This is a genomic window from Micromonospora sp. B9E7, assembly GCF_039871815.1.
Classification (GTDB): domain Bacteria; phylum Actinomycetota; class Actinomycetes; order Mycobacteriales; family Micromonosporaceae; genus Micromonospora.
The window spans coordinates 1-23,240 of record NZ_JBDPLX010000031.1; the positions used below are offsets into that span (position 1 = coordinate 1).

At 72.1% G+C, this 23,240-nt stretch carries 24 protein-coding genes; 14 read left to right on the plus strand and 10 right to left on the minus strand.

Features of this window, described 5'->3' with window-relative positions; all coding sequences use genetic code 11:
- Nucleotides 1-163: 163 nt before the first annotated feature.
- The 6 genes from mug to ABGB10_RS31340 all read right to left on the minus strand — a co-directional run bounded on the left by mug (nt 164) and on the right by ABGB10_RS31340 (nt 4,790).
- A complete protein-coding gene (gene mug, locus ABGB10_RS31315) occupies nt 164-727 on the minus strand; it encodes a G/U mismatch-specific DNA glycosylase (RefSeq protein ID WP_347664640.1) in 564 nt (187 codons plus the stop codon).
- A gap of 386 nt (nt 728-1,113) precedes the next feature.
- On the minus strand, nt 1,114-1,875 hold the full coding sequence (locus ABGB10_RS31320) for an SDR family oxidoreductase (RefSeq protein ID WP_347664590.1): 762 nt from the start codon (nt 1,873-1,875) through the stop codon (nt 1,114-1,116).
- The gene (locus ABGB10_RS31325) at nt 1,860-2,399 is read right to left on the minus strand and encodes a hypothetical protein (protein WP_347664591.1); all 540 of its coding nucleotides are present in this window, start codon (nt 2,397-2,399) and stop codon (nt 1,860-1,862) included. Before ABGB10_RS31325 ends, ABGB10_RS31320 begins: the two co-directional genes overlap by 16 nt.
- Entirely contained in the window at nt 2,396-3,214 is an 819-nt protein-coding gene (locus tag ABGB10_RS31330; RefSeq protein ID WP_347664592.1) for a DUF692 domain-containing protein, read from the minus strand. Before ABGB10_RS31330 ends, ABGB10_RS31325 begins: the two co-directional genes overlap by 4 nt.
- Entirely contained in the window at nt 3,211-4,137 is a 927-nt protein-coding gene (locus ABGB10_RS31335; protein ID WP_347664593.1) for a TIGR04222 domain-containing membrane protein, read from the minus strand. The genes ABGB10_RS31330 and ABGB10_RS31335 overlap by 4 nt, the downstream gene beginning before the upstream one ends.
- A gap of 80 nt (nt 4,138-4,217) precedes the next feature.
- Nucleotides 4,218-4,790 (minus strand): TetR/AcrR family transcriptional regulator, encoded by a 573-nt coding sequence (locus ABGB10_RS31340; RefSeq protein WP_030337284.1) that lies wholly within the window; start codon nt 4,788-4,790, stop codon nt 4,218-4,220.
- A gap of 77 nt (nt 4,791-4,867) precedes the next feature.
- Here ABGB10_RS31340 and ABGB10_RS31345 point away from each other — a divergent pair, with 77 nt between their 5' ends.
- From ABGB10_RS31345 to ABGB10_RS31355, 3 genes are all read left to right on the plus strand, one after another.
- The gene (locus ABGB10_RS31345) at nt 4,868-5,728 is read left to right on the plus strand and encodes a carbon-nitrogen hydrolase family protein (protein WP_347664594.1); all 861 of its coding nucleotides are present in this window, start codon (nt 4,868-4,870) and stop codon (nt 5,726-5,728) included.
- A 65-nt stretch (nt 5,729-5,793) separates the two neighbouring features.
- Nucleotides 5,794-6,438, plus strand: a complete 645-nt coding sequence (locus tag ABGB10_RS31350; protein ID WP_145779886.1) for an HAD family hydrolase — start codon at nt 5,794-5,796, stop codon at nt 6,436-6,438.
- A gap of 322 nt (nt 6,439-6,760) precedes the next feature.
- A complete protein-coding gene (locus ABGB10_RS31355) occupies nt 6,761-7,693 on the plus strand; it encodes an RIO1 family regulatory kinase/ATPase (RefSeq protein WP_347664595.1) in 933 nt (310 codons plus the stop codon).
- A 43-nt stretch (nt 7,694-7,736) separates the two neighbouring features.
- On the opposite strand, the gene ABGB10_RS31360 is transcribed toward ABGB10_RS31355, so the two are convergent.
- Nucleotides 7,737-7,985 (minus strand): DUF2630 family protein, encoded by a 249-nt coding sequence (locus ABGB10_RS31360; protein ID WP_347664596.1) that lies wholly within the window; start codon nt 7,983-7,985, stop codon nt 7,737-7,739.
- Between the two features lie 369 nt (nt 7,986-8,354).
- Here ABGB10_RS31360 and ABGB10_RS31365 point away from each other — a divergent pair, with 369 nt between their 5' ends.
- The 9 genes from ABGB10_RS31365 (at nt 8,355) to ABGB10_RS31405 (ending at nt 18,099) form a co-directional block, all read left to right on the plus strand.
- Nucleotides 8,355-9,737, plus strand: coding sequence for a cytochrome P450 (locus ABGB10_RS31365; RefSeq protein WP_347664597.1), 1,383 nt, complete (start codon nt 8,355-8,357; stop codon nt 9,735-9,737).
- Between the two features lie 18 nt (nt 9,738-9,755).
- Nucleotides 9,756-10,643, plus strand: a complete 888-nt coding sequence (locus ABGB10_RS31370; RefSeq protein ID WP_347664598.1) for a terpene synthase — start codon at nt 9,756-9,758, stop codon at nt 10,641-10,643.
- Nucleotides 10,640-12,271, plus strand: coding sequence for a prenyltransferase/squalene oxidase repeat-containing protein (locus tag ABGB10_RS31375; RefSeq protein WP_347664599.1), 1,632 nt, complete (start codon nt 10,640-10,642; stop codon nt 12,269-12,271). The genes ABGB10_RS31370 and ABGB10_RS31375 overlap by 4 nt, the downstream gene beginning before the upstream one ends.
- A gap of 61 nt (nt 12,272-12,332) precedes the next feature.
- Nucleotides 12,333-14,915 carry a nitrate- and nitrite sensing domain-containing protein gene (locus tag ABGB10_RS31380; protein WP_347664600.1) on the plus strand — a complete coding sequence of 861 codons (2,583 nt, stop codon included), beginning with the start codon at nt 12,333-12,335 and terminating at the stop codon, nt 14,913-14,915.
- Between the two features lie 91 nt (nt 14,916-15,006).
- Nucleotides 15,007-15,429: a roadblock/LC7 domain-containing protein gene (locus ABGB10_RS31385; protein WP_282257857.1), complete on the plus strand. Its 423-nt coding sequence runs from the start codon at nt 15,007-15,009 to the stop codon at nt 15,427-15,429.
- A gap of 5 nt (nt 15,430-15,434) precedes the next feature.
- A complete protein-coding gene (locus tag ABGB10_RS31390) occupies nt 15,435-15,821 on the plus strand; it encodes a DUF742 domain-containing protein (protein ID WP_088988581.1) in 387 nt (128 codons plus the stop codon).
- Entirely contained in the window at nt 15,802-16,413 is a 612-nt protein-coding gene (locus ABGB10_RS31395) for an ATP/GTP-binding protein (protein WP_347664601.1), read from the plus strand. The genes ABGB10_RS31390 and ABGB10_RS31395 overlap by 20 nt, the downstream gene beginning before the upstream one ends.
- Before the next feature lie 94 nt (nt 16,414-16,507).
- Nucleotides 16,508-16,834 carry a YciI family protein gene (locus ABGB10_RS31400; protein WP_347664641.1) on the plus strand — a complete coding sequence of 109 codons (327 nt, stop codon included), beginning with the start codon at nt 16,508-16,510 and terminating at the stop codon, nt 16,832-16,834.
- A gap of 5 nt (nt 16,835-16,839) precedes the next feature.
- On the plus strand, nt 16,840-18,099 hold the full coding sequence (locus tag ABGB10_RS31405; RefSeq protein ID WP_347664602.1) for a sigma-70 family RNA polymerase sigma factor: 1,260 nt from the start codon (nt 16,840-16,842) through the stop codon (nt 18,097-18,099).
- Between the two features lie 353 nt (nt 18,100-18,452).
- Here the strand turns inward: ABGB10_RS31405 and ABGB10_RS31410 are convergent, their stop codons facing one another.
- Nucleotides 18,453-18,641, minus strand: coding sequence for a DUF397 domain-containing protein (locus ABGB10_RS31410; protein WP_347664603.1), 189 nt, complete (start codon nt 18,639-18,641; stop codon nt 18,453-18,455).
- Nucleotides 18,632-19,399 carry a DUF5753 domain-containing protein gene (locus ABGB10_RS31415; protein ID WP_347664604.1) on the minus strand — a complete coding sequence of 256 codons (768 nt, stop codon included), beginning with the start codon at nt 19,397-19,399 and terminating at the stop codon, nt 18,632-18,634. The genes ABGB10_RS31410 and ABGB10_RS31415 overlap by 10 nt, the downstream gene beginning before the upstream one ends.
- A 363-nt stretch (nt 19,400-19,762) precedes the next feature.
- On the opposite strand from ABGB10_RS31415, the gene ABGB10_RS31420 reads away from it, so the two are divergent.
- Nucleotides 19,763-19,957, plus strand: a complete 195-nt coding sequence (locus ABGB10_RS31420) for a hypothetical protein (RefSeq protein WP_347664605.1) — start codon at nt 19,763-19,765, stop codon at nt 19,955-19,957.
- A gap of 58 nt (nt 19,958-20,015) precedes the next feature.
- Complete coding sequence (locus ABGB10_RS31425; protein ID WP_347664606.1) at nt 20,016-20,261, plus strand: hypothetical protein; 246 nt, start codon at nt 20,016-20,018, stop codon at nt 20,259-20,261.
- A gap of 80 nt (nt 20,262-20,341) precedes the next feature.
- Here ABGB10_RS31425 and ABGB10_RS31430 read toward each other — a convergent pair whose 3' ends face one another.
- Complete coding sequence (locus ABGB10_RS31430; RefSeq protein ID WP_347664607.1) at nt 20,342-23,194, minus strand: aconitate hydratase; 2,853 nt, start codon at nt 23,192-23,194, stop codon at nt 20,342-20,344.
- Nucleotides 23,195-23,240 lie beyond the last annotated feature (46 nt).

Here is a 23,240-nt window from a genome sequence, read left to right on the forward strand (position 1 = left end):
GAACGTCAATCCCTGACCGAACAACACCTCAATCTGCGCCCGCTCCGCGGACGACAACCTCTGCCCCGGCATGACCCCTCATCCTGACGAGAATCCACCCCGTTGCAACAACCACTTGAGCCCAAGTCGCGTCGACAGCCCGACTTCCTTGAAGCCGAGTCGATCAACGCCGTTCCGGCAGGCCGGTCGCCGCCCGCAACTCGGCGAACGCCAGGCCCAGCGTGACCGGGGTGAAGTGCGCGTTCAGGCCGCTGGGGTTGGGCAGCACCCACAGCCGGGCGCCGGCCAGCGACTCCGGTTGCGGCCCGAAGGTGGCCTTCGGCCGCTGGAAACCGATCCGGTACGCGGTCACCCCCACCACCGCCACCCAGCGCGGCCGGTGGCGGCCCACCTTGTCGGTCAGGATCGCGGCACCCTCGAGGAGTTCCCCGCTGCTCAGCTCGTCCGCGCGGGCGCTGGCCCGGGCGGCCATGTTGGTGATGCCGAGCCCGAGTGCGGGCAACTCGTCCTGTTCGCTGGGGTGCAGCAGCCGGGGGGTGAACCCGCCTCGGTGCAGCGCCGGCCAGAACCGGTTACCGGGCCGGGCGAAGTGCCAGCCCGTGGCCGCCGACCAGAGGCCGGGGTTGATGCCGACGAAGAGCACCGCCAACCCCGGCGCGAGGACGTCGGGGATGGTCCGGTCAGCGGCCGCCGCCAGCTCCGCCCGGGTCGGACGGGTCGCCGCCAGCTCCGCGCGGGTCGGACGAGCCGCCGCCAGCTCCGCCCGGGTCGGACGGGTCGTCCAGGCCGCCGCCAGTTCCGCCTGGGTCGTCCGGGCCGTGCCGGGCGTCGTCAGCTCTGCCCGGGTCGTCCGGGCCGTGCCGGGCGTCGTCAGCTCTGCCCGGGTCGTCCGGGCCGGGTCGGGCGTCGCCGTCGGGTGACGATCGGCCCGGTCCCCGGGTCCCGGCCGGCCGGTGTGCCGTGCGCTGATCGACTCGGGTTCCTGGAAGTCGGGGTGTCCTGACCGCGTCGACCGCCCGGTTTCCTGAAGGCCGAGTCGATCAACGGCCGGGTGGTCGGGCTGGGCCCGCTCGGGCGGCATCGCCGCACGGCCAGGTCGGCTCCCGTCGGGGGTCACAGCCCGCGCAGCGCGCCGCCGTCGACCGGGAGGGTGATCCCGGTGAGGTAGCTCGCGGCGGGGGAGAGCACGAACGCGGCCACCCGACCGAACTCGGCCGGGTCGCCGAGGCGGCGCAGCGGGATGCTGGCCTCGGCTTCGGCGCGGGCGCGCTCCGGGTCGCCGGTGGCGCCGAACAGCTCCCGGTTGCGGTCGGTCAGGATCCGGCCGGGCAGCAGGCCGACCACGCGGACTCCGCGCGGGCCGTAGTCGTCGGCGATGTCCTTGGCCGCACCGACCAGACCGGGCCGCAGACCGTTGGAGATGCCGAGGCCGGGCACCGGGCCGCGGGCCGAGGTGGAGAGCACCAGTCCGATCGCGCCGCCCTCGGGAAGCGCGACGGCGATCGTGCGGACCGCCCGGATGGTGCCCAGGAAGACGGTCTCGAAGGAGAGCCGCCACTGCTCGTCGGTGATCGCCGCGGCGTTGCCGGCCGGCGGGCCGCCGACCGAGATCAACGCGCCGTCGAGCCGACCGAAGTGCTCCCGGGCTGCCGCGACGAGTTGCTCCGGGGTCTCCGGGTCGGCCAGGTCGGCGGTCAGCCCGACGGCATGCTCGGGGCCGCCGAGCTGCTGCGCGGCGGCGGCCACCGCGTCCGGGTCCCGTGCCGAGAGGACCACCCGTGCCCCGTCGGCGACCAGGCACTGCGCGGTCGCGAAGCCCAGGCCGCGAGAGGCGCCGGTGAGGACGTACACGTGGTCGGTCAGTCCGAGATCCATAACTCCGATCCTGCCGCATCCGGTACACCGTCGCCAGCAGGTGTGGACACCCGTGGGGCGGGGCGCAGCAGGCGTACCCGGCCGGCGATCTGCACCGCCACGGCCCCGCCGGCGCGGCCCATTGCCGGCATCCGGCGCGGACGTGGCGCTCGCCGCCCGTCGTAGCGCAGGCGCGCCTCCCGGACGGCCAGCTCCTCGGCGGCCGACGGGGGGAGCGTGTGCTGGTGGCGCAGCGCGCGGGCCAGGTCCCAACCGTCGCGCAACGACCCGGCGGTGGGTCGCCGGGCGGCCCAGCCGGCGAAGGTCGTCGACCATGCGGCGCCGAGGCCGGCGGCGAGGAGCGGCCAGTGCCGGGCCACGTCGCCGGCCCGTTTGCGTAGCAGCGCGGCCCGGGTGGCGGCCAGCGGTCCCGGGGCGAACCCCGCCGGCGGCGGACCTCCCGCGACCAGCGCCGCGACCAGTTCGGCCTGCCGTTCGGCCAGCCCTGCCCGGGGCGTGGAGCTGCCGTCGCCGACGTCGGTCATGTCACGGCCGGGAAACCGGCGGTGGCGGCCAGGGCGTCCAGTTCGGAGCGCAGCTCGGCCGCCGGCGGGTAGTGGCCGTCCCGTTCCAGCAGCAGCGCCGGTGGCCGCCGCCGGGCGCAGAGCGCGCCCACCAGCTCCAGCACCGCCGGAGGCACCGGGTCGGTGTGGGTGTCGTGGTAGAAACCGCCGTGCTCCGCGCCGCCGGCCACGTGGGCGTACGCGATCCGCTCCAGCGGCAGACGATCCAGCAACGCGAGCGGGTCGCCGCCCCGGTTGCGGGCGTTGGCGTGCACGTTGGCGACGTCCAGCAGCAACAGTGCCCCGGTCCGGTCGAGGATCTCGGTGAGGAAGTCCGCCTCGTCCAACTCGTCGTCGGGCCAGTCGACCAACGCGGCGATCGGTTCCAGCGCGATCGGCACCGGCAGCTCGGCCTGGGCTCGTGCCACGTTGGCGCAGACCGCGTCGACCGCCTCCCGGCTGCGCGGCAGCGGCAGCAGGTGCCCGGCCTCCAGGCCGCCGGCGCGGACGAACGCGATGTGCTCGCTGACCAGCGGGGCGCCGACCCGCTGTGCCACCGCGGCCAGGTGGGCGACCCGGGCCGGGTCGACCGGCTCGGTGCCGCCGAGGGAGAGCCGCACCCCATGGGGTACGACAGTCACGGCGCGTTCCCGCAGCTGCGCCAGGCCCGGCGGGAGCGGCCCGGAGGAGGGCACCGCCTCGGCCACCACCTCGACGAAGCGAAGGCCGGGCAGGTCGGCCACGAAGCCGGCAATCTCCGGACGCCAGCCGATGCCGATCCCGGACGGGCCGGTCATCCGCCGCACCCACCGCCGCCGCATCCGCCGCCTCCACCGCCGCAGGAGCTGCCGCCGTCCGAGCCGGAGCTGTCGCCCCCACCCGAGGATCCGTCGGAGCCTCCCGTCCAGCCGCTGCCGGAGGCGGCCTGGCGCTGGATCTCGGCCTGCTCGGCGAAGCCGGGGTCGAGCGCCCAGAGCGAGGCGGTGCCGTACAGGGCCACGCCCATCGCCGCGCCGGCCGCTCCGTAGGTGGCGTAGGCCGGCGCGGAGGCCGGCGCGAGGTGGGTGTGCTCGCGGCGTACACCGCGCAGCGCCGACCGACCGGCCCGGGTGAGCACGGGCGGCCGGCGCAGCAGCAGCGTGACGATCAGGAGCGCGGCCAGGGCCAGCAGCAGATAACCGACCGGGTGACCGCTGAACAGACCGGAGACCAACCGGAGCACGCCGAGGCCCAGCAGGGCGATCAGGAGCGTGGTCCAGAAGCGGGCACGCGCGCGTTGCGTGTCGTCGGTCAGCAGGCCCTGCTGCTCCAGGCCGTTGCGGATCTGATCCAGCGCGGCGCGTACGCGCTCGTCCTGCGGCAGGTCCCCGACCCGGGCGTGCTGATGCGCGGCCCAGTGGATGGCCTGGTCCAGTGGGGTGAGCCCGGTCGGCGCGGCCCCGACGGTGGTCAGCCTGCGGTCCGGCCGCACGCCGATCGCGCCGCTGCCGCGCAGTCCGCCGAGTGCGGCGTGCACGGCGAGTCGGGGTCCACCGTTGAGGTACGCGACCTGCTGCGGCCCGAGTGGACCGGCGGTCACGGCCGCGTTCGACCCGGCCGCCAGACGGACCCGGTGGTACACCGCGACGGCCACCACCACGGCTGTCGCCAGCAGGTAGAACCGGAGGAATGTCGGGCCGGAGATGCCCCAGGTGTCGCCGGACGCGGCGTGGACGATCATCGGCTGCTCCTGTCACCGGAGGGATCGGCGGCCCCATTGTGGAGCAGCCTCGCCACGGTCGACCGACCGGTGTCCGCCGGTCAGTGGCGGCGGACCGCCTCCTCGACCAGGTCGAGCACCGGGCCCAGGTCACCGGCCGGCCGCCCCATGGCCAGGTGCAGCACCAGGCCGTCGTAGGCCAGCTCCAGGAACTGGGCCAGCACGTCGATCGGGACGTCCTCGCGCAGCACCCCGGCGTCGCGCTGGCGGGCCAGCCGGTCGCGGGTCGCCTCGGCGATCGCGGCGGACCGCTCCGCCCAGCGCTTGGCGAACGCCGGGTCGGTGCGCAGGCGGCGGGAGACCTCCAGTTGGCTGCCCAACCAGCCGGTGGTGTCCGGGGAGACGGCGCGGGCGAGCAGGTCGCGCATCACCTGCACCAGACCGTTGCGGGCCACCGTCTCGACCATGGCCGCGGCGTCGTCCTCGGCGACGGCCAGGAAGAGCGAGTCCTTGTCGCGGAAGTGGTGGAAGATCGCGCCACGGGACAGGCCGGTGGCCTCCTCGAGGCGGCGAACGGTCGCCCCCTCATAGCCGAGCCGGGCGAAACACGCCCGGGCGGCGGCGAGGATCTCCTGCCGGCGCGCGTCGAGCTGGTCCTGACTTACTCTGGGCACGCGTCGATCGTTGCAGGTCACCCCGGGTCACGCAAACCGTACGTACGGCTTGGGAGCTTGCCGACTACCATCGCCCGGTGACCTCGCCGCACACCGTCCCCACCGCCCCGCTGACCGTGGCCAGCGTCCAGGCCACGCCGACGCCGGGTGACGTCGCCGGCAACGCGGCCGCCGCGGCCGACCTGGTCCGCCGGGCAGGCGAGCGGGGGGCCCGGGTGGCCGTCCTTCCTGAGCTGTTCCTCTGCGCGTACCACCCGCCGACCCTTGCCGCCGATCCGGCCGGCACGGACGTCGCGGCCGATCCGGCCGGGCTGGTCGCGGATCCCCGGCTCGACCCGCTGCGGGTCGCGACGCGCGAGGCCGGTGTCACCGCGCTGGTCGGCGCCGCCGCCCGGCACCCGGACGGCCGGCGGACCATCGCCGCGCTCGTGGTGGACCGGGCCGGCCAGGTGCGGGTCGGGTACGACAAGCAGCAACTGTGGGGCGACGAACGTGAGCTGTTCAGCGCCGGCGGTCGAGGTGCCACGCTGCTCGTCGACGGCTGGCGGCTCGGGCTCGGCATCTGCTACGACGGCTGTTTCCCCGAGCACGGGCGAGCCGCCGCGTTGGACGGCGCTCACGCCTACCTGTGCCCCAGCGGATACCTGGCCGGCTCCGAGCACCGCCGGGACCTCTACTACGCCGCGCGGGCCCTGGACAACACGATGTTCGTGGTCTTCGCCAACGCGGTCGGCGGCGTCGACCCGTGGCGGTTCAACGGTGGCGCCGCGATCTACGACCCGCAGGGACGGGTGCTGGCCCGGGGCGCCGACGAGGGCACGGCGGTGCTCGTGGCGACGCTGGATCCCACCGTGCTCGCGGCCACCCGGGCGGCCCATTCGATGCTCGCCGATCGACTGCCGGACCAGGGCGGCGCCCGGGTGTCGATGTCCGGCTGAGCACGTCGTGAGGTCGAAACCCGCCGGCTCTGTTGGCGGACACGTCGGTCCCGTAGGGTGCCCGAGTGCCACTGCTCCTGCTGGACCTGGACAACACCCTGCTGGATCGGGCCGGGCCGTTCCGCCGCTGGGGTGAGCGCTTCCTGGACGGCATCGGCGCGCCCCACACCGACATCGACTGGCTGGTCTCGATCGACGCCGACGGTCTGACCGACCGTTGGGATCTCGCCGATGCCATTCGGGACCGCTACGAGCTGCGCATCCCCTCCATCGACCTGGTGGAGGAGCTGCACGACGGGGTGGTGGCGCAGACCCGCCTCGACCCGCTGACCGCCTGCGCGCTGCGGATCGCCGACGACGCCGGTTGGGTGCCGGTGGTGGTCTGCAACGGCACGGTACGCGTCGAGGACGCCAAGATTCGTCAGACCGGCCTGGACCGGTACGTCGCGGACTGGGTGATCTCCGAGGAGGCCGGGGTCAGCAAGCCCAACCCGCGGATCTTCGCGCTCGCCGCCCAGCGGGTCCGGATGCCGCTGCGCGGCGCCTGGGTGGTCGGCGACAGCCCGGAGGCGGACATCGGCGGCGCCGCTGCCGTCGGGCTGCCCAGTGTCTGGCTGCACCGTGGGCGCACCTGGTCGGACGTTCGGTTCGCGCCGAGCCACACCGTGGACGGGCTGATCGCCGCGGTCGCCACCGTCCTGGCCCGCTGACGCCCGCGACTCGCCGTCCGCGTCGCCTTGCGTCGCCTTGCGTCGCCTTGCGCTGCCCCAGAATCCGCACAGTTTCCCTGATGGTGCTGCCTCCGAGCGCCATGAGGCAGCACCATCAGGGATGTTGCGTGGGTCGTGGGGCGACAGCGCGTACCGGCGGCGCGGTAATTCGGTTGACCGGCTGCCGCATGGCCGCGAGCATTGTCGGCGCATCGTGCATCCCGGGCGTGGGCCCGGTCGAGGAGAGGGGGTCGGTCATGGCCGTCTTCGCAGGTCGCTTCCAGCCGCCTATCTCAGCCTCGACCAAGGGAACCTCACCACAGTGCGCGATCACGACCTTCCGGCGCTTGAGCGCCGGAGCCGCGGCAAGAGCCGCTTCGACGACGACGAACCACAATTCCTGAAGCGCGGGCGGCCCACCGAGCCGCCCGCAGACCCGGACGGCGAACCTGACCCGGACACCGGCGACCGCTGGTCGTCCTGGGACGACGCCGTGCACGGGCCAGAGCCCCACCCGGCCTGGCTGGTCACCGAGTTGGCCGCCCGGGACACCGAACTGGGCGTGCTGAAGACCGGCAAGGAAGCGGACGTCCACCTGGTCCGTCGGGCGGTGCCCGACACCGACCGGTCCTGTCTGCTGGCGGTCAAACGCTACCGCGACCCCGAGCACCGGTTGTTCCACCGCGACGCCGGTTACCTGGAGGGACGTCGCGTGCGCCGATCCCGGGAGAACCGGGCGATGGCCGGCCGCACCGCGTTCGGCCGGCAGATGATCGCCGGGCAGTGGGCGGCGGCAGAGTTCGCCGCGCTGGCCCGGCTCTGGGAGATCGGTGCCGGGCACGACCGGATCGCCGTGCCGTACCCGGTGCAGCTACGGGGCACCGAGCTGATGCTGGAGTTCGTCGGCGACGCCGAGTCGGGGCAGGCCGCTCCCCGGCTGGCCCAGTTGCGACCCGGCCCGGCCGAGCTGCGCGACCTGTGGGCCCAGCTGGTGGAGGCGCTGCGGGTGCTGGCCCGGGCCGGCTACGCACACGGCGACCTGTCGCCGTACAACCTGCTCGTGCACCAGGGGCGGCTGGTCGTGATCGACCTTCCGCAGGTGGTCGACGTGGTGGCCAACCCGCAGGGTCCGGAGTTCCTGGCCCGGGACGTGCGGGTGGTCGGCGCCTGGTTCGCGGCCCGGGGTCTGCCCACCGAGCAGGTCGATCCCGGCACTCTGACCGGGGAGTTGCTGCGCGAGGCGGGGGTCCGTTGATCGGAGCGGGTCGGGCGGTCGGACCGCCCGACCCGCCTCACCGTCACTGCAGGTAGCGCTCCACCTCGGGCTTGGGGCGTTCGCCCTGCGCGTCCGGGTCGCCGTGGGTGTCCCGGGCGGCCCGGCGGCGGCGCAGCAGGTCCCAGCACTGGTCGAGGGACTCCTCCAGAGCGCGCAGTCGCTCACTGGTCTCGCCCTCGGTGCCCGACTCGTGGGCCTGGGCCTCCGCACGTAGCTTGTGTTCCTCGTCTACCAGCTCGGAGATCCGGTTCAGGATGGTCTTGTCGTCCATGCTCCTGAGCCTGGCACAGCGACCCCGGAAGCGCCTGGATTCGTACCCCTGTCGCGCGGCGGTCGTCGGCTGGACCACACCGACAACGGCGCGTCAATGTGCCGTTTTTCACGCTCAGTTCGGATTGTTTCACGCCCTGCTCATCATGGGGCGTCACCTGCGGGATTCTCGCGGATGGGCCGCGCCGGTCCGGATCAAAGGCGCAAATCGCTCGGCCAACGCGAAAAGTCTTCCCGATCGGCGTCCTGGTGAAGCGGATTCGTGAATGCGATGCTCTGCCTGATGGTCACGCGCCATCGCCCCGAGGCAGCACGAAGCGCAACCCGCAGTGCGGTGCCACCGGAGAGGACGGACCCGTGCAGGTGAATGATGACTGAGCCGACCACCCCGAGACGGCGTGGTCCACACGTGGCCACCCTCCGCCGCACGTTACCCGGGTTGCTCCGTGATCCACTGGGCACGCTGGTCGGCCTGGCCGACGCGTCGCCCGGGCAGGTCGTCCAGCTGAACCTCGGCACGATCCGGCCGTACCTGGTCACCGAGCCCGCACACGTCCAGTACGTGCTCCGCGACAACGCCGCCAACTACACCCGGGCCGGCGACAGCATGTTGTGGCAGTCGGTCAAGAAGCTCGGCGGTGACGGCATCCTCTCCGAGGGCCCGAAGTGGGAGGCGAGCCGCCGGCGGCTCCAGGTCCACTTCACCCCGAAACGGCTCGACGCCGCGGTGGGCGACCTGAGCGGGGCGATCAGCGATGCGGTCGACGAGCTGATCGTTCCGGCGCGCGACGGCGAACCGGTCGACGCGGCCAGCGAGATCTCCAGGATCATCTGCCAGGCCGTCGTCCGGGTCTTCTTCGGCAACCGGATCAGCGTCGCCGACGCCGTGCGGGTCGTCGCGGAGCAGGACACCGTTGCCAACGCACTGCGTTTCCGTCTGCTCACCCCGTTCATGCCGGACGCCGTGCCGATGCCCGGCGACCGCGCCTTCCGGCAGGCGGTCCGGAACATCGACGACATCCTGCTGCCGCTGGTCAGTGCCGCGCAGAACCAGGACGACGGCGGCGACGACATCGTCGCGTCGCTGGCCCGGGCCCGGGACGCACACGGTCGCAAGCTCGACGAGCAGCGGGTACGCGACGACCTGGTGTCGACGTTCGCCACCACGACCGAGACCACGTACGTCGTGCTCACCTGGCTCTTCCCGCTGCTGGAGCAACAGCCCGACGTGGCCGCGCGGCTCTACGAGGAGATCGATCGCGTGGTCGGCCCCGGCGACGTGATCGACAAGAAGCAGCTCGACGAACTGCGCTACACCCGGATGGTGCTCGACGAACTCCTCCGCGCCTACCCGTCCGGCTGGTTGGTGCCCCGCACCGCGGTCGCCGACGACGTCATCGACGGCACCCGGGTCAAGGCCGGCAGCACGATCATCCTCAGCCCGTACGTGACCCAGCGGTTGGCCCGCTTCTGGGACCGGCCGGAGGTCTTCGACCCGGAACGCTTCGCGCCCGACGCTCCCCGGCGCGCCCACCGGTACGCCTACTACCCGTTCGGTGGCGGCGCCCACCAGTGCATCGGCCAGTACCTCTTCCAGCTCGAGGCGCCACTGATCGTGGCGACCCTGCTCAGCCGATTCCGATACCGGCTCTGCACGCCCGGGATGCCGTCGGCGAAGCTGGCCGCGTCGCTGCGACCAAGGGAACGAGTGCCGCTGCTGCTCACCCCCCATCGACAGCCGGCGCTGGCCTGATTGGTGGCACGATCTCACGTGATCAGCGACGAACTACGGCAGGCCGCCGAGCACGGGCGCGTCTGCGCCCTCGCCGCCCAGGGGCAACGTGACCTGCAACGGTGTCTGACCGCCCATCCGGACCTTTTCGCGGAAGGACCCTTCGATGGCGCGCTGACCAGCACCATCGCGATGGTCACCGCGTTCAGCGCGCCCCGGTGTTCGGCCGCCGAGCTGCGACTGACCAATCGGGCCGTGCTCTGGGTCTTCGCGCTGGACTGGCAGGTGGACCGGCTGGCCACGTCCGCCGCCGCGCTCGACCGGCTGGTGCAGGGGCAGCTTCGGGTGGCGGACGGCGCACCGCCGCTGGCCGACGATCCGCTGGGCCGGTTTCTCGCCGTTCTGCACGCCGATCTCGCTGCCGCGCCCGCCTTCGACAGGCTCGGCGGGGCATGGCGGGCGGCGGCGCGTCGAAGCCTGCTGGCCATGCGGCGGGAGTGGCAGTGGAAGACGGCGATGGGCGACGGCATCCCACCGCGGCCCACCCTCGCCGAGTATCTGGACAACGCGGACAACCTGGCCAGCACCCTCGTGAACGTCGTGCAGTGGATCCGGACCGGCGCGGCCGAGGCCGAGGCTCAACTCGACCGGCTGGTCGTCGTGAGTGACGCGGTGCAACGCGCCCTCCGGCTGGTCAACGACCTGAGCACCTACGAGCGGGACCTCCGCTGGGGCGACCTGAACGCGATCATGCTGGTGGACGACCGGTCGGTGGTCGAGCAGGAGCTGAAGCGCCTGGTCGCGGAGGCGACCGAGCTGCTGGAGGAGTTGCGGGACGACTGCCCGAGGGAGGCGGAGTACCTGACCCGGCAACTCGGCTACACCACCGGCTTCTACCGGAGTACCGACTTCTGGGGAGTGTCGTGAGCACCGGGGCGCTGGTCCAGGACACCGGCGCGGCGAAAGGTCCCGGGCTGGCGGGCGACGTCGACGAGGTGATCGCCGAGCTGGGCCGGCACCCGTCCGGCCGTACCTCCGCGTCGCCGTACGAGACCGCCCGGCTGGTCTCCCTGGCGCCCTGGCTGCCCCGACACGCCGACCGGATCCAGTACCTGCTCGCCGGGCAGCGCCCCGACGGCGGCTGGGGCGGGCCGGACGGGTACGCCCTGGTGCCCACCCTGAGCGCGGTGGAGGGGCTGATCGCGGCGTTGCTGCGCGACGAGCCGGTGGGCTGGTCCACCGAGGCGGTGCACGATGCCGTCGACCGTGGGTTGCGGCTGCTGTTCGACCGGGCCGCAGGCCCGGCTACCTGCCCCGTGCCGGACCTGCCGGCCGTGGACCTGATCGTCCCGGCACTCGTCGACCGGATCGCCGACCAACTCGACGACCCGCCGACCCGGTTGGCGCAGTGGCGGGGCGTCGGCGCGCCGCCGATGCCCGCCGGGCTGGACCGGCAGCGGCTGAACCGGGTTCGCCTGCTGGTCGGATCCGGCCGGCCGATTCCGCCCAAGCTGCTGCACGCGTTGGAGATCCTCGGACCGGCCGCCCGGAGAGCGGAAGGTGTCACCGCCACCGCCGCCGGCCCGGTCGGCGCCTCGCCGGCCGCCACCGCAGCCTGGCTCGGTAACCCCGACGGTACTCAATCCGCCCCGCTGGACTACCTGATTCGGGTGCTCGGTGAGCACGATGGAGCGGTTCCCTGTGCCACTCCGATCACCGTGTTCGAACGCGGGTGGGCGCTGAGTACCCTGGCGCGCGCCGGTGTGCTCCCGGCGGTGCCACCGGAGCTGGCCGCCGCGCTGCGCGAGGCGCTGGGACCGGACGGGGCGGCCACCGGGCCGGGGCTGCCCACCGACGCCGACACGACGGCGGTGACGCTGTACACGCTGGCCCTCCTGGGCCACGCCACCGATCCGACGTGCCTGAGCCGCTTCGACACCGGGGAGCACTTCGGCACCTGGCAGGGCGAGGATGGCTCGTCGGTGACCACGAACGCGCACGTGTTGGAGGCGTTCGGTCGGTGCCTCGGCGGTGACGACCCCGCCGCGGCCCCGGTGCTGCGCCGGCTCACCGGCTGGCTGCTCGACCGGCAACAACTCGACGGTCGATGGTCGGACCGGTGGCACGCCTCGCCGTACTACGCCACCTACTGCGTCGTGCTGGCGCTTCGGGAGTACGGCGGCCCGTCGGCCCACCCGGCGGTGCAGCGGGCCGTCACCTGGGTGCTCGACAGCCAGCGGGCCGACGGTTCCTGGGGGCGGTGGCGTGGCACGCCGGAGGAGACCGCCTACGGACTACTCGTGTTGCTGGCAGCGCCGCCATCACCCACGATCCAGGCCGCAGGGGTCGCCGCAGCTCACCGCCTGTCCACAATGCAGGACGAGGCCACCGACACTCCACTGTGGCACGACAAGGATCTCTATCATCCGGCGGTGATAGTCCGAGCGGCGGTGGCGGCCGCCCGAGCGTCGGCTGCGGCGCGGCTCAGCGGTTCCGCCCATATCCCAGATAGCCGTTGGTCTGCACCGCTTGAGGGAAATTCCGGACACTGCTAGCGTGCGCCGGGCCGGGGGCTGGGCTCATTCAGCCAATCGAAACGGTCGAGGGACGGGTGGGATGGCTTCCCGCAGTGCAAGTTTGCGCACCAAGATTGTGGCCCTGCTGGTCTCGCTCGCCGCGCTCTGGGCGTTCGCGGCCTGGGTGACCCTGCGCGACGGTTTCAACGTGCTCGGTGCGCAGACGCTCGACGCGCAGGTCGCGCAACCAAGTGAGTCGCTGCTCACCGAGCTCCAACGGGAGCGTCGGATGTCGGTGGCCTACCTCGGCCGCCGCGACCAGGGCCTGGCACAGCAGTTGCAGGTGCAGCACGAGCGCAGCGAGGAGAGGGCGACCGCCTTCGCCGAGTCGGCCCGCAGCTGGCGGGCCCGGTTCGCGTCGAGTGACGAACTGATCGGGCGGATCGACGAGATGGTCGCCCGACTGGACGGACTCGGCGAGATGCGTGAGGCCGTGGTCTCCGGCTCCGTGGACCGGTCCGGCGCGGCCGCGGCGTACACCGGGGTCCTCGACTCGTTGTTCCGGGTGTACGCGGCCATGGGCCAACTCGACGACGAGCAGATCGCCCAGGACACCGTCAACCTCACCCGGCTCGTCCGGGTGCGGGAGCTGATGTCGCAAGAGGACGCCCTCTTCGCCGGCATGGCCGCCGCCGGTCGGGTCAGCACCCCGGAGTACACCCAGTTCGCCCATCTGGTCGGCGCGCAGCGGTTCCTGGTCGCCGAGGCGTTGGCCGAGCTGCCGGACGCCGACCGTGAGCGCTACGTCCAGATGACCGAGGGGCAGGCCTTCACCCGCCTCCGCGCCCTCGAAGATCGGATGGTCACCGGCGGTCGCCCCAACGCGCCGCCGCCGGTCGAGGCCGACGCCTGGCAGGCCGCGATCGATCCCGCCCTGCAGGAGCAGGAAGCCGTCGTCCTGGCCGGTGGTGACGCTCTGGTGAAGCGCGCCACCCCGGTGGCGGTCTGGGTGGTCATCCGGCTGGTGCTCGCCGCCGGTCTGGGTCTGCTCGCCGTCATCGCCTCCGTCGTCGTCTCGATCACCACTGCTCGCGCCCTGCTGCGCCAGCTGGGCCGGCTGCGAGAGGCCGCCTGGCAGCTCGCCGACGAGCGGCTGCCGCGCGTGGTGGATCGGCTCGGCCGCGGCGAGGAGGTCGACGTGGCCACCGAGGCGCCGCCGCTGGAATTCGGCACCGACGAGATCGGCCAGGTCGGTAAGGCGTTCAACGCCGTCCAGGAAACCGCCCTGCGTACCGCTGTCGAGCAGGCCGACCTGCGTCGCAACGTCCGCGAGGTCTTCCTCAGCCTGGCCCGCCGCACCCAGGCACTCGTACATCGCCAGCTCACCCTGCTGGACGCGATGGAGCGCCGGGAACACGACGCCGAGGAGCTGGAGGACCTGTTCCGGGTCGACCACCTGGCCACCCGGATGCGGCGCAACGCGGAAAACCTGATCGTTCTCTCCGGCTCCACCCCCGGTCGGGCCTGGCGGCGCAACGTCCCGATGGTCGACGTGGTGCGCGGCGCCGTGGCCGAGGTGGAGGACTACACCCGCGTCAACGTGCTGCCGCTCGGCCAGGTCTCCCTCGCCGGGCGCGCGGTCGGCGACGTGATCCACCTGCTCGCCGAGCTCATCGAGAACGGCCTGTCCTTCTCTCCGCCGCACACCACCGTCGAGGTACGTGGGCAGTTGGTGGCCAACGGGTTCGCCATCGAGATCGAGGACCGGGGTCTCGGCATGAGCGAGGAGGACCTGGCCGCGGCGAACCACCGGATCGTCGACCAGTCCGAGCTGAACCTCGCCAACGCCGCCCGCCTCGGTCTCTACGTGGTGAGCCGGCTGACCGAGCGGCACGGCGTGCGGGTGCGGTTGAAGGAGTCGGCGTACGGCGGCACCACCGCGGTCGTGCTGATCCCGCTCGACCTGGTCACCGAGGATGGTCCCGGCCCGGACGACTCCGGCGCGATGCGGACCGGCTCGGCCACCCCGACGCCGTCGGTGGGTACCGGCGACACCGGCCGTTCGACCACCCTCGCACCGGTCGCGCTGGCCGCAACGACGGCAACCGCCTCGGACGTACCGGAAACGGTTGTCCCGGCAGCGCCCACGTCGGACGGCACCGACCCGACGACGTCGGCCGGCGAGGCCGACACCGCCCTGCCCACCCGGCAGCGGACGACCCCGGCCACCGGTGCGCCCGAATTGCCCACCCGGGCCCGGCGTGGCCCGAGCCAGCCGGCGCTGGAGGCCCCCACGGTGCCCACCGGCCTGCCTGCGGTCGACCGCACCCGAGGGGCGGACCGGGTCGACGCTGCGATCGTGGCCGACGACGCCCCTGCGGTCGCGACCGGCGACAGTGGCCCGACGCCCGGCCAGGCCGAGCCGGCACACACCGACTCGGGTCTGCCCGTCCGGGTTCGACAGGCGAACATCGTTCCCGAGCTACGGGACGACCCCGCGGAGTCGGAGAGTGACGACGAGGATGTGGTGCGTCCACCGGAGCAGGTACGCCGGATGATGAGCTCCTACCAGACCGGCACCCGTCGCGGCCGAACCGACGCGGCGCGGCTGCTCGGTGGTGCGTCCGGCGCCTCGCCGGCGGCGACGCCCGAGTCGAGCGACGAGGACCCGCAAGCCCCCTGACCGACCGTCGAAGTGCGGGAATCCCCGCACGGCGTGACGGTCAGCCCTAGACGAACACGGCGCAACAGCCGGGCGAGAAGAGGACGACGAAGTGGCGCAGAAGACGGCTTCGAGTGCCGACCTGACGTGGTTGCTGGATGATCTGGTGGGCCGGGTGAAGCAGGCCGAGCATGCGGTCGCGCTCTCCAGCGACGGGCTGTTGATGGCCTCCTCCCAGGGGTTGAGCCGGGACGACGGCGAGCACCTGGCGGCGATGGCGGCCGGCATCCAGAGCCTGGCCCGAGGTGCGGGGAAGCGCTTCGGTGGCGGGCAGGTGCAGCAGACCATCATCGAGATGCAGTCGTCGTTCCTGTTCGTCACCGCGGCCGGACGCAACGCCTGCCTGGCAGTCCTGGCCAGTGAGGACGCCGATGTGGGCCTGATCGCCTACGAGATGGCGATGCTGGTCACCCGCGTCGGCAAGTACGTCGCGTCTCCGTCCCGTGCCACTGAGCAGTCGGTCGACGAGAGGTAGCGGCGATGACGGTGCAGGGGGAGTCCGCAGACCATCAGTGGGTGGATGACCACGCGGGTCCGGTCGTGCGCCCGTACGCGGTGACGCGCGGGCGAGCCCGCCCGGTCACCGGCACCTTCGACCTGATCTCCCTGGTCACCGCGACCCAAGCCGAGGTCACGCCGGAGGTCGGTCTCGGTCCGGAGCACGTGGCGATCGTCGGGCTGTGCCAGCGCATACAGTCCGTCGCCGAGATCGCCGCCCATCTCGACCTGCCGGTGGGCACCATCCGGGTGCTCCTCGGTGACCTGGCGGCCCGCAGCCTGGTGCGGGTCCGCGAGCCGCAGACCACGGCCGGTCTTCCCGACAACAGCATCTTCGAGGCGGTAATCAATGGACTACGGGCACTCTGACCGGCCGGCGGGAGCGACGCCTCTGCCCACCGCGATAAAGATCCTGGTCGCCGGCGGCTTCGGTGTGGGCAAGACGACCATGGTCGGTGCGGTCAGCGAGACCCGGCCCCTGCGCACCGAGGAGGTGCTGACCGAGTCCGGTGTCGGCATCGACGACCTGTCCGGTGTGGAGGGCAAGTCCACGACCACCGTGGCCATGGACTTCGGCCGGATCACCATCAGCGACGACCTGGTGTTGTACCTGTTCGGCACGCCCGGCCAGGACCGGTTCTGGTTCGTCTGGGACGAGTTGGCGTTGGGTGCGATAGGTGCGGTGGTGCTGGCCGACACCCGTCGGCTCGCCGACTGTTTCCCGTCGATCGACTACTTCGAGGGCCGGGGCACCCCGTTCGTGGTCGCGGTGAACTGCTTCGCCGACGCCCGGCAGTACCGGCTCGACGAGGTGCAGGCCGCGCTGAACCTGGACCCGGGGGTGCCGGTGCTGCTCTGCGACGCCCGGCAGCGCGAGTCCAGCAAGGAGGTGCTCGTCACGCTGATGGAGCACGCCATGAAGACCCGCGAGGCCCGCCGCCGCGCCGCCAGCGGAGACTGACCAAAGTTTTTCGGGGGAGGGTGTCCGGAATACTGTCGGCCGATCGTCATGCTGGCGAAACCCCGAGAGACCAGGGAGCGCCCAGATGAAGTACATGATGTTCGTTTGCAGCGACAGCGAGCCGGACACCGACCCCACCGAACTACCCGACATCCACAAGTGGGTGGCGGAGAACGACTCTCGTGGCCGCCGCCTGACCGGCGACGCGCTGGCGCCGACCAGCGCGGCCACCACCGTCCGCGTTCGTGACGGTGAGCTGCTCGTCTCCGAGGGGCCGTTCGCGGAGACCTCCGAGGTGATCGTGGGCTTCGACCTGATCGAGTGCACCGATCTGGACGAGGCGATCGAGGTGGCCCGCACTCACCCGATGGCCCGCGAAGGGCGACTGGAACTGCGTCCGTTCGCGAACCTGCCCGACTGACGGAGTTGTCCACCTCGCAGCGCCGGCCGGTGCGCACCCCGGCACCGGCCGGCGCGGTGGCGGCGGAGGCCGTCGCGGCCGCCAGCGTCGAGGCGTACCCCCGGATCGTCGCGACCCTGATCCGGGTGACCGGCGACTGGGCATTGGCCGAGGACTGCGCCCAGGAGGCCCTGGCCGTCGCGCTGGAGCGTTGGCCCACCGACGGTGTGCCGGCCAACCCGGGCGGTTGGCTGACGACGGTGGCGCGCAACCGGGCGATCGACGTGCTGCGCCGGGCCACCGTGGAGCGGCGCAAGCTGCACGATCTGGCGTTGCTCACGCCGGACGACGCGGCGCCCGAGCCGGAGGTGGGCCAGGACGTGGTGGACGACCGGCTGCGGCTCGTCTTCACCTGCTGCCATCCGGCGCTCGCGCTCGAGGCCCGGGTGGCGTTGACGCTGCGCACGGTCTGTGGCGTGCCTACCGCTGACATCGCCCGCCTCCTGCTGGTCAGCGAGTCGACGATGACCCGGCGGCTGACCCGGGCGCGCACCCGTATCGCGCAGGCCGGCATCCCCTACCGGGTGCCGAGCGGGCCGGCGCTGACCGAGCGGCTGCCCGGCGTCCTCGCCGTGCTGTACCTGCTGTTCACCCGGGGCTACGTCGCCGACGGCGAGCCGGCCTTCGCCGACGAGGCGGTCCGGCTGGCCCGGCTGCTCGACCGGCTGATGCCCGAGCAGTCCGAGGTCGCCGCGCTGCTGGCGCTGGTCCTGTTCCAACACTCCCGTCGGGACGCCCGCCGCGACGCCGCCGGCAGCCTGCTCACCCTGGAGCGGCAGGATCGCTCGCGGTGGGACCGTGCGGCCATCGCCGAGGGCCTGGACGCCCTTTCTCGGGTACGCCACGACGGCCCGTACGCCTGGCAGGCCCGGATCGCCGCCTGCCACGCCACCGCCGCCTCGGCCGACGGTACCGACTGGCCGACGATCGCGCGGGCCTACGACGCGCTGGCCGACATCCGGCCCTCCCCGGTGGTCGCGCTCAACCGCGCAGTCGCGCACGGGTATGCGTACGGGCCGGCCGTCGGGTTGGCCCTGCTCGACGCGGCGCGTGCCGGGGGCGGGTTGGACGGCTATCCGCTCGCACTGGCGGTGCAGGCCGACCTGGTGGCCCGCCAGGGTGACCGACGTCGGGCCGCCGCGCTGTTCCGGGAAGCGGCGGCAGCGGTCGGCTCGACCGTCGAGCGGCGCGCGCTGCTCGACCGGGCCGCCGAACTCGCCCGCTAGCGGAGCGGCCGCACGCCATCAGGAGCGGTACGTCGGTCATCTGGACCGGCACCGCCTCGCCGATCATGGAGTTGTGGTGGGCAACGAAGCCCCCGTGAACTGCCAAACCAGGCACCACAACTCCATGGTCGACGGGCCGGGTCTGTCCCCACTCCGCGATCTTGCATTTTCTGTCCCGACACAAGGGGCATCCCGCCCATGTCGACGACCGAAACTGCAAGATCGGCGCGATCTTCTCGCTCGACACACGCTGATCTACCAGGAGTCCCGTTATTCAGCACGGGTTGACCCGTCGGCCACAGCAACGGTGCTGACTTGCACCGTAGGGCCGCATGCTCGACCGCTGGGAGGGGTCAGCCGTGCTTGGCCAACACCAGGAACCGGGTCCAGGCCGCCGGGTCGAAGGCGAGCGCCGGACCGGCCGGGTCCTTGGAGTCGCGTACGCCGATGACGCCCGCGAGGTTGTCGGCGACCTCGACGCAGTTTCCGCCGTTGTTGCCACTCTTGGTGCTCTTGCGCCACCGAGCGCCGGTCAGGTCCATGAGGCTGCCGCTTCTCTGAGGAGATTGAGGGACTGCGCCCGCGACAGGGCGCCGTCGCGAATGCGTTCCCACCGTCGGTCGAGCGTAGCAACGTCGGCAACCTTGTCGATGAGCTGCGCTTGCGCCTGGCTGTCGACGTGCGCGACCCGCGCGCCGTCCGGCATCTCGGCGATGGTGAACGGTCCACCGAGGCCCGGATACATGCCGACGTCGGCGGGCACGACGAAGAGCGACACGTTCGGCAGGGCGGCCTGCTCGGCCAGCCGCTCGCACTGCTCCCGCATCATGGCCCGGTCGCCGTCGAGGGTGCGCCGCAGGATTCCCTCGTCGAGGACCGCGACGAGCAGCGGCGGGCGTTCCCGGCGCAGGATGGCCTGTCGACTCAGTCGCGCCTCGGCGAGGTTGTCGGCCTCGGCCGGCGTCAGCGCCTCGCCGACCAGCGTCGCCAGCGCGTACGCCTTGGTCTGAAATAGACCAGGTATCCACGTGAGCTCGAACCACCGTAGCGACAGCGCCTCGCGCTCGATCTCGGCCCAGGGGCGGAACCAGGCAGGCGTCCGGCGCTTCAGCGCGTCGGGCCACAGCTCGTCAACGTTCCGACCGAGCAGCTCGGCCACGCGCGCGCGATGACGCGTCTGGGGAATTCGTCCCGTGCTCGCCCACTTCGCCGCCGTCTTCGGATCGACGCCGATCTGAGCAGCGAGACTGTCAGCTGTGTGGCCCCTCTCGACCATCGCCGCCTGTACAGCTCGATTCATCTCCAGCCCCTCCAGAACGTTCCAGACGTCGGAAGGAAATACTTCTACGCGGTGTGATCGCTTGGCAACCCTCGGCAGGGTGCTGTGTAGACAGCATCGACGAGGGAGTACCGGATGCCCGAGGACAGGTCCTGCAACCGCCCACATCGGCCGGGCAACCGACCGGGCCAGGCGGCCTCGCCCCGTGCGAACGTCGTCGGCCCGACCGGGCCACGGCACCCTCCGTACCGTGGCCCGGGTCGCGCGGCGAACGTCGTACCCGAAGCACGCTGGCCGTCCCGGTGCGGCCCGCCGGCCGCGCACACCGCCGACGGCCCGCTGTGGACATGCGACGCCTGTGGTCGGGACTGGCCCTGCCCGACGATGCGAGGGACCCCGACGGACTTCGCCCGCCGGGCAACCCTGATCCCCGAGTTCTCCCGGATCACCCGCCGGGCGATCCGGGACCTGCGCGGCCAGCCGGGCGGACCCGACCCGGTCGCCATCGTTCGCCGCTTCCTCTGGTTCCTACCGCTCACCGACGAGGAGGCCCGCGCGGTCGCATTGCGGCTGCGCTGAGCGTTCACCGCTGTCGCGCACCCCGGTCGGCGTTGCCGGCGACCGATATGGTGGCCGCATGAAATTGCCGTTCGAACTTGCTCTGCGCGGTTATGACATGCGTCAGGTCGAACGCCTCTTTGCCGAGGTCGACGGGGCTCTGGCTACTGACAGCGCTGCGTCACGGGCTGCCGCGCGAGACGCGCTGCGGGCGGCCAGCCTGCAACGGCGGTTACGTGGCTACGAGATGCGGCAGGTGGATGCGGCGATAGACCAACGGCTGGCTGCCCTCGCGCTCCCGGACACCCGGAGCGGACAGGCGTGACCAGCTGACACCCCACCCGTGCCGGACGGCGAAGGCCGCCCCCGCCGGAGCGGGAGCGGCCCTCGACCAGCCGTACGCGATCAGTTGGCGATCATGCGGCGCAGCACGTACTGCAGGATGCCGCCGTGCCGGTAGTAGTCCGCCTCACCCGGGGTGTCGATCCGCACCACCGCGTCGAACTCCACACCGGTGTCGGTGCTGACCTGCACGGTGCGCGGGGTGTCCCCGTCGTTGAGCGCGGTCACCCCGGTGATGGTGAACGTCTCCGTGCCGGTGAGACCGAGCGACTCGGCGGTGACGTCCACCGGGAACTGCAACGGCAGCACCCCCATGCCGATCAGGTTGGAGCGGTGGATCCGCTCGTACGACTCGGCGATGACCGCCCGCACACCCAGCAGCATCGTGCCCTTGGCCGCCCAGTCCCGCGACGAGCCCGAGCCGTACTCCTTGCCGGCCAGCACGACCAGCGGGATGCCGGCCTCCTGGTAGGCCACCGAGGCGTCGTAGATCGAGGTCTGCTCGCCGGTGAGGTGGTTGACGGTGAAGCCACCCTCCACCCCGGGCACCAGCTGGTTGCGCAGCCGGATGTTGGCGAAGGTGCCCCGGATCATCACCTCGTGGTTACCCCGCCGGGAGCCGTACGAGTTGAACTCGTGGCGCGGCACGCCGTGCTCGGCCAGGTACGTGCCGGCCGGTGAGTCGGCCTTGATCGCGCCGGCCGGCGAGATGTGGTCGGTGGTCACCGAGTCACCCAGCTTGGCCAGCACCCGCGCGCCCGCGATGTCCACGACCGGGCTCGGCTCCTGCTGCATGCCCTCGAAGTACGGGGGCTTCCGCACGTAGGTGGAGTCGTTCTCCCAGGCGAAGGTGTCACCGGTCGGGGTGGGCAGCGACTGCCACCGCTCGTCGCCGGCGAAGACGTCGGCGTACGCGGCGCTGAACCCGGTGGCGCCGATCGCCTGCGCGATGACGTCCTGGATCTCGGCGCTGTTCGGCCAGATCTCGCGCAGGTAGACCGGGTTGCCCTCGGTGTCCTCACCGATCGGCTCGTTGGCCAGGTCGATGTCCATCGTGCCGGCCAGGGCGTAGGCGACCACCAGCGGCGGGGACGCCAGGTAGTTCATCTTGACGTCCGGGTTGATCCGGCCTTCGAAGTTCCGGTTGCCCGACAGCACCGACACGACCGACAGGTCGTGCTCGTTGACCGCGGCGGACACCTCCTCGGGCAGCGGACCCGAGTTGCCGATGCAGGTGGTGCAGCCGTAGCCGACCAGGTTGAAACCGAGCTTGTCCAGGTACGGCGTGAGGCCGGCCCGCTCGTAGTAGTCCATGACGACCTTCGAGCCCGGTGCCAGGGTGGTCTTCACCCACGGCTTGCGGGTCAGGCCCTTGTCGACGGCGTTCCGGGCCAGCAGCGCGGCACCGATCATCACCTGCGGGTTGGACGTGTTGGTGCAGGAGGTGATCGCGGCGATCACCACGGCGCCGTGGTCCAGCTCGTACTCGACGCCGTCGGTGCCGGTGACCCGGACCGGGTTGCTGGCCCGACCGCCGGAGCCGGCCGCCGCCGTCTCCAGGTCGCGCGGCTCGTCGGCCGGGTCGCTGAACTCGTTGGCCGGCGGGTCGCTGGCCGGGAAGGACTCCGCGCTGGCCTCGTCGGCAGGGCCGTTCGCGCCGCGCGGCAGCTCCTCCCGGGCCACGCTGGGCTTGAGGTCGCGCTCGCCGACCGAGTCGTCGGCGACGTAGTCGGTCAGCGCGGAGCGGAACAGCGTCTTGGCGCTGCCCAGCGGCACCCGGTCCTGCGGGCGCTTCGGGCCGGCGAGCGACGGCTCGATGGTGCCGAGGTCCAGCTCCAGGCGCTCCGAGTACTCCGGCTCGTGGTTCGGGTCGTGCCAGAGACCCTGCTCCTTGGCGTACGCCTCGACGAGCGCGACCTGCGCGGCGTCGCGGCCGGTCAGCTCCAGGTAGCGAATCGTCTCCGCGTCGATCGGGAAGATCGCCACTGTGGAGCCGTACTCCGGGGACATGTTGCCGATGGTGGCCCGGTTGGCCAGCGGTACGGCGCTCACGCCAGGGCCGTAGAACTCGACGAACTTGCCGACCACACCGTGCTTGCGCAGCATCTCGGTGATGGTCAGCACCAGGTCGGTGGCGGTGGTGCCGGCCGGCATCTCGCCGGAGAGCTTGAAGCCCACCACGCGGGGGATCAGCATGCTGACCGGCTGGCCGAGCATCGCGGCCTCGGCCTCGATGCCGCCGACGCCCCAGCCCAGCACGCCCAGGCCGTTGACCATCGTGGTGTGCGAGTCGGTGCCGACCACGGTGTCCGGGTACGCCTGACCGCCCCGCTCCATGATGGTGCGGGCCAGGTACTCGATGTTGACCTGGTGCACGATGCCGGTGCCCGGCGGGACGACCTTGAACTCGTTGAACGCGGTCTGACCCCAGCGCAGGAACTGGTAGCGCTCCTTGTTGCGCTCGTACTCCAGCTCGACGTTGCGGGCGAACGCGTCCTCGCGGCCGAACAGGTCGGCGATGACCGAGTGGTCGATGACCAGCTCGGCCGGGGCGAGGGGGTTGACCTTGCTGGCGTCGCCGCCCAGGTCGCGTACGGCCTCACGCATGGTGGCCAGGTCGACCACGCAGGGCACGCCGGTGAAGTCCTGCATCAGGACCCGCGCCGGGGTGAACTGGATCTCCACGCTCGGGGCGGCGGTGGAGTCCCACCCGCCGAGCTGGCGGATGTGGTCGGCGGTGATGTTCGCGCCGTCCTCGGTCCGCAGCAGGTTTTCCAGCAGGATCTTCAGGCTGTACGGCAGCCGAGCGTGGCCGTCCACCTTGTCGATCTTGAAAATCTCGTAGCTCGCGTCTCCGACGCGTAGCTGGGTCTTCGCACCGAAGGTGTCGAGGCTCGCCACGTCGTACTCCTTCACACCAGCGACCGTGAGTAGTCCTGAGCAGTCTGTCGCACCGGTCGGG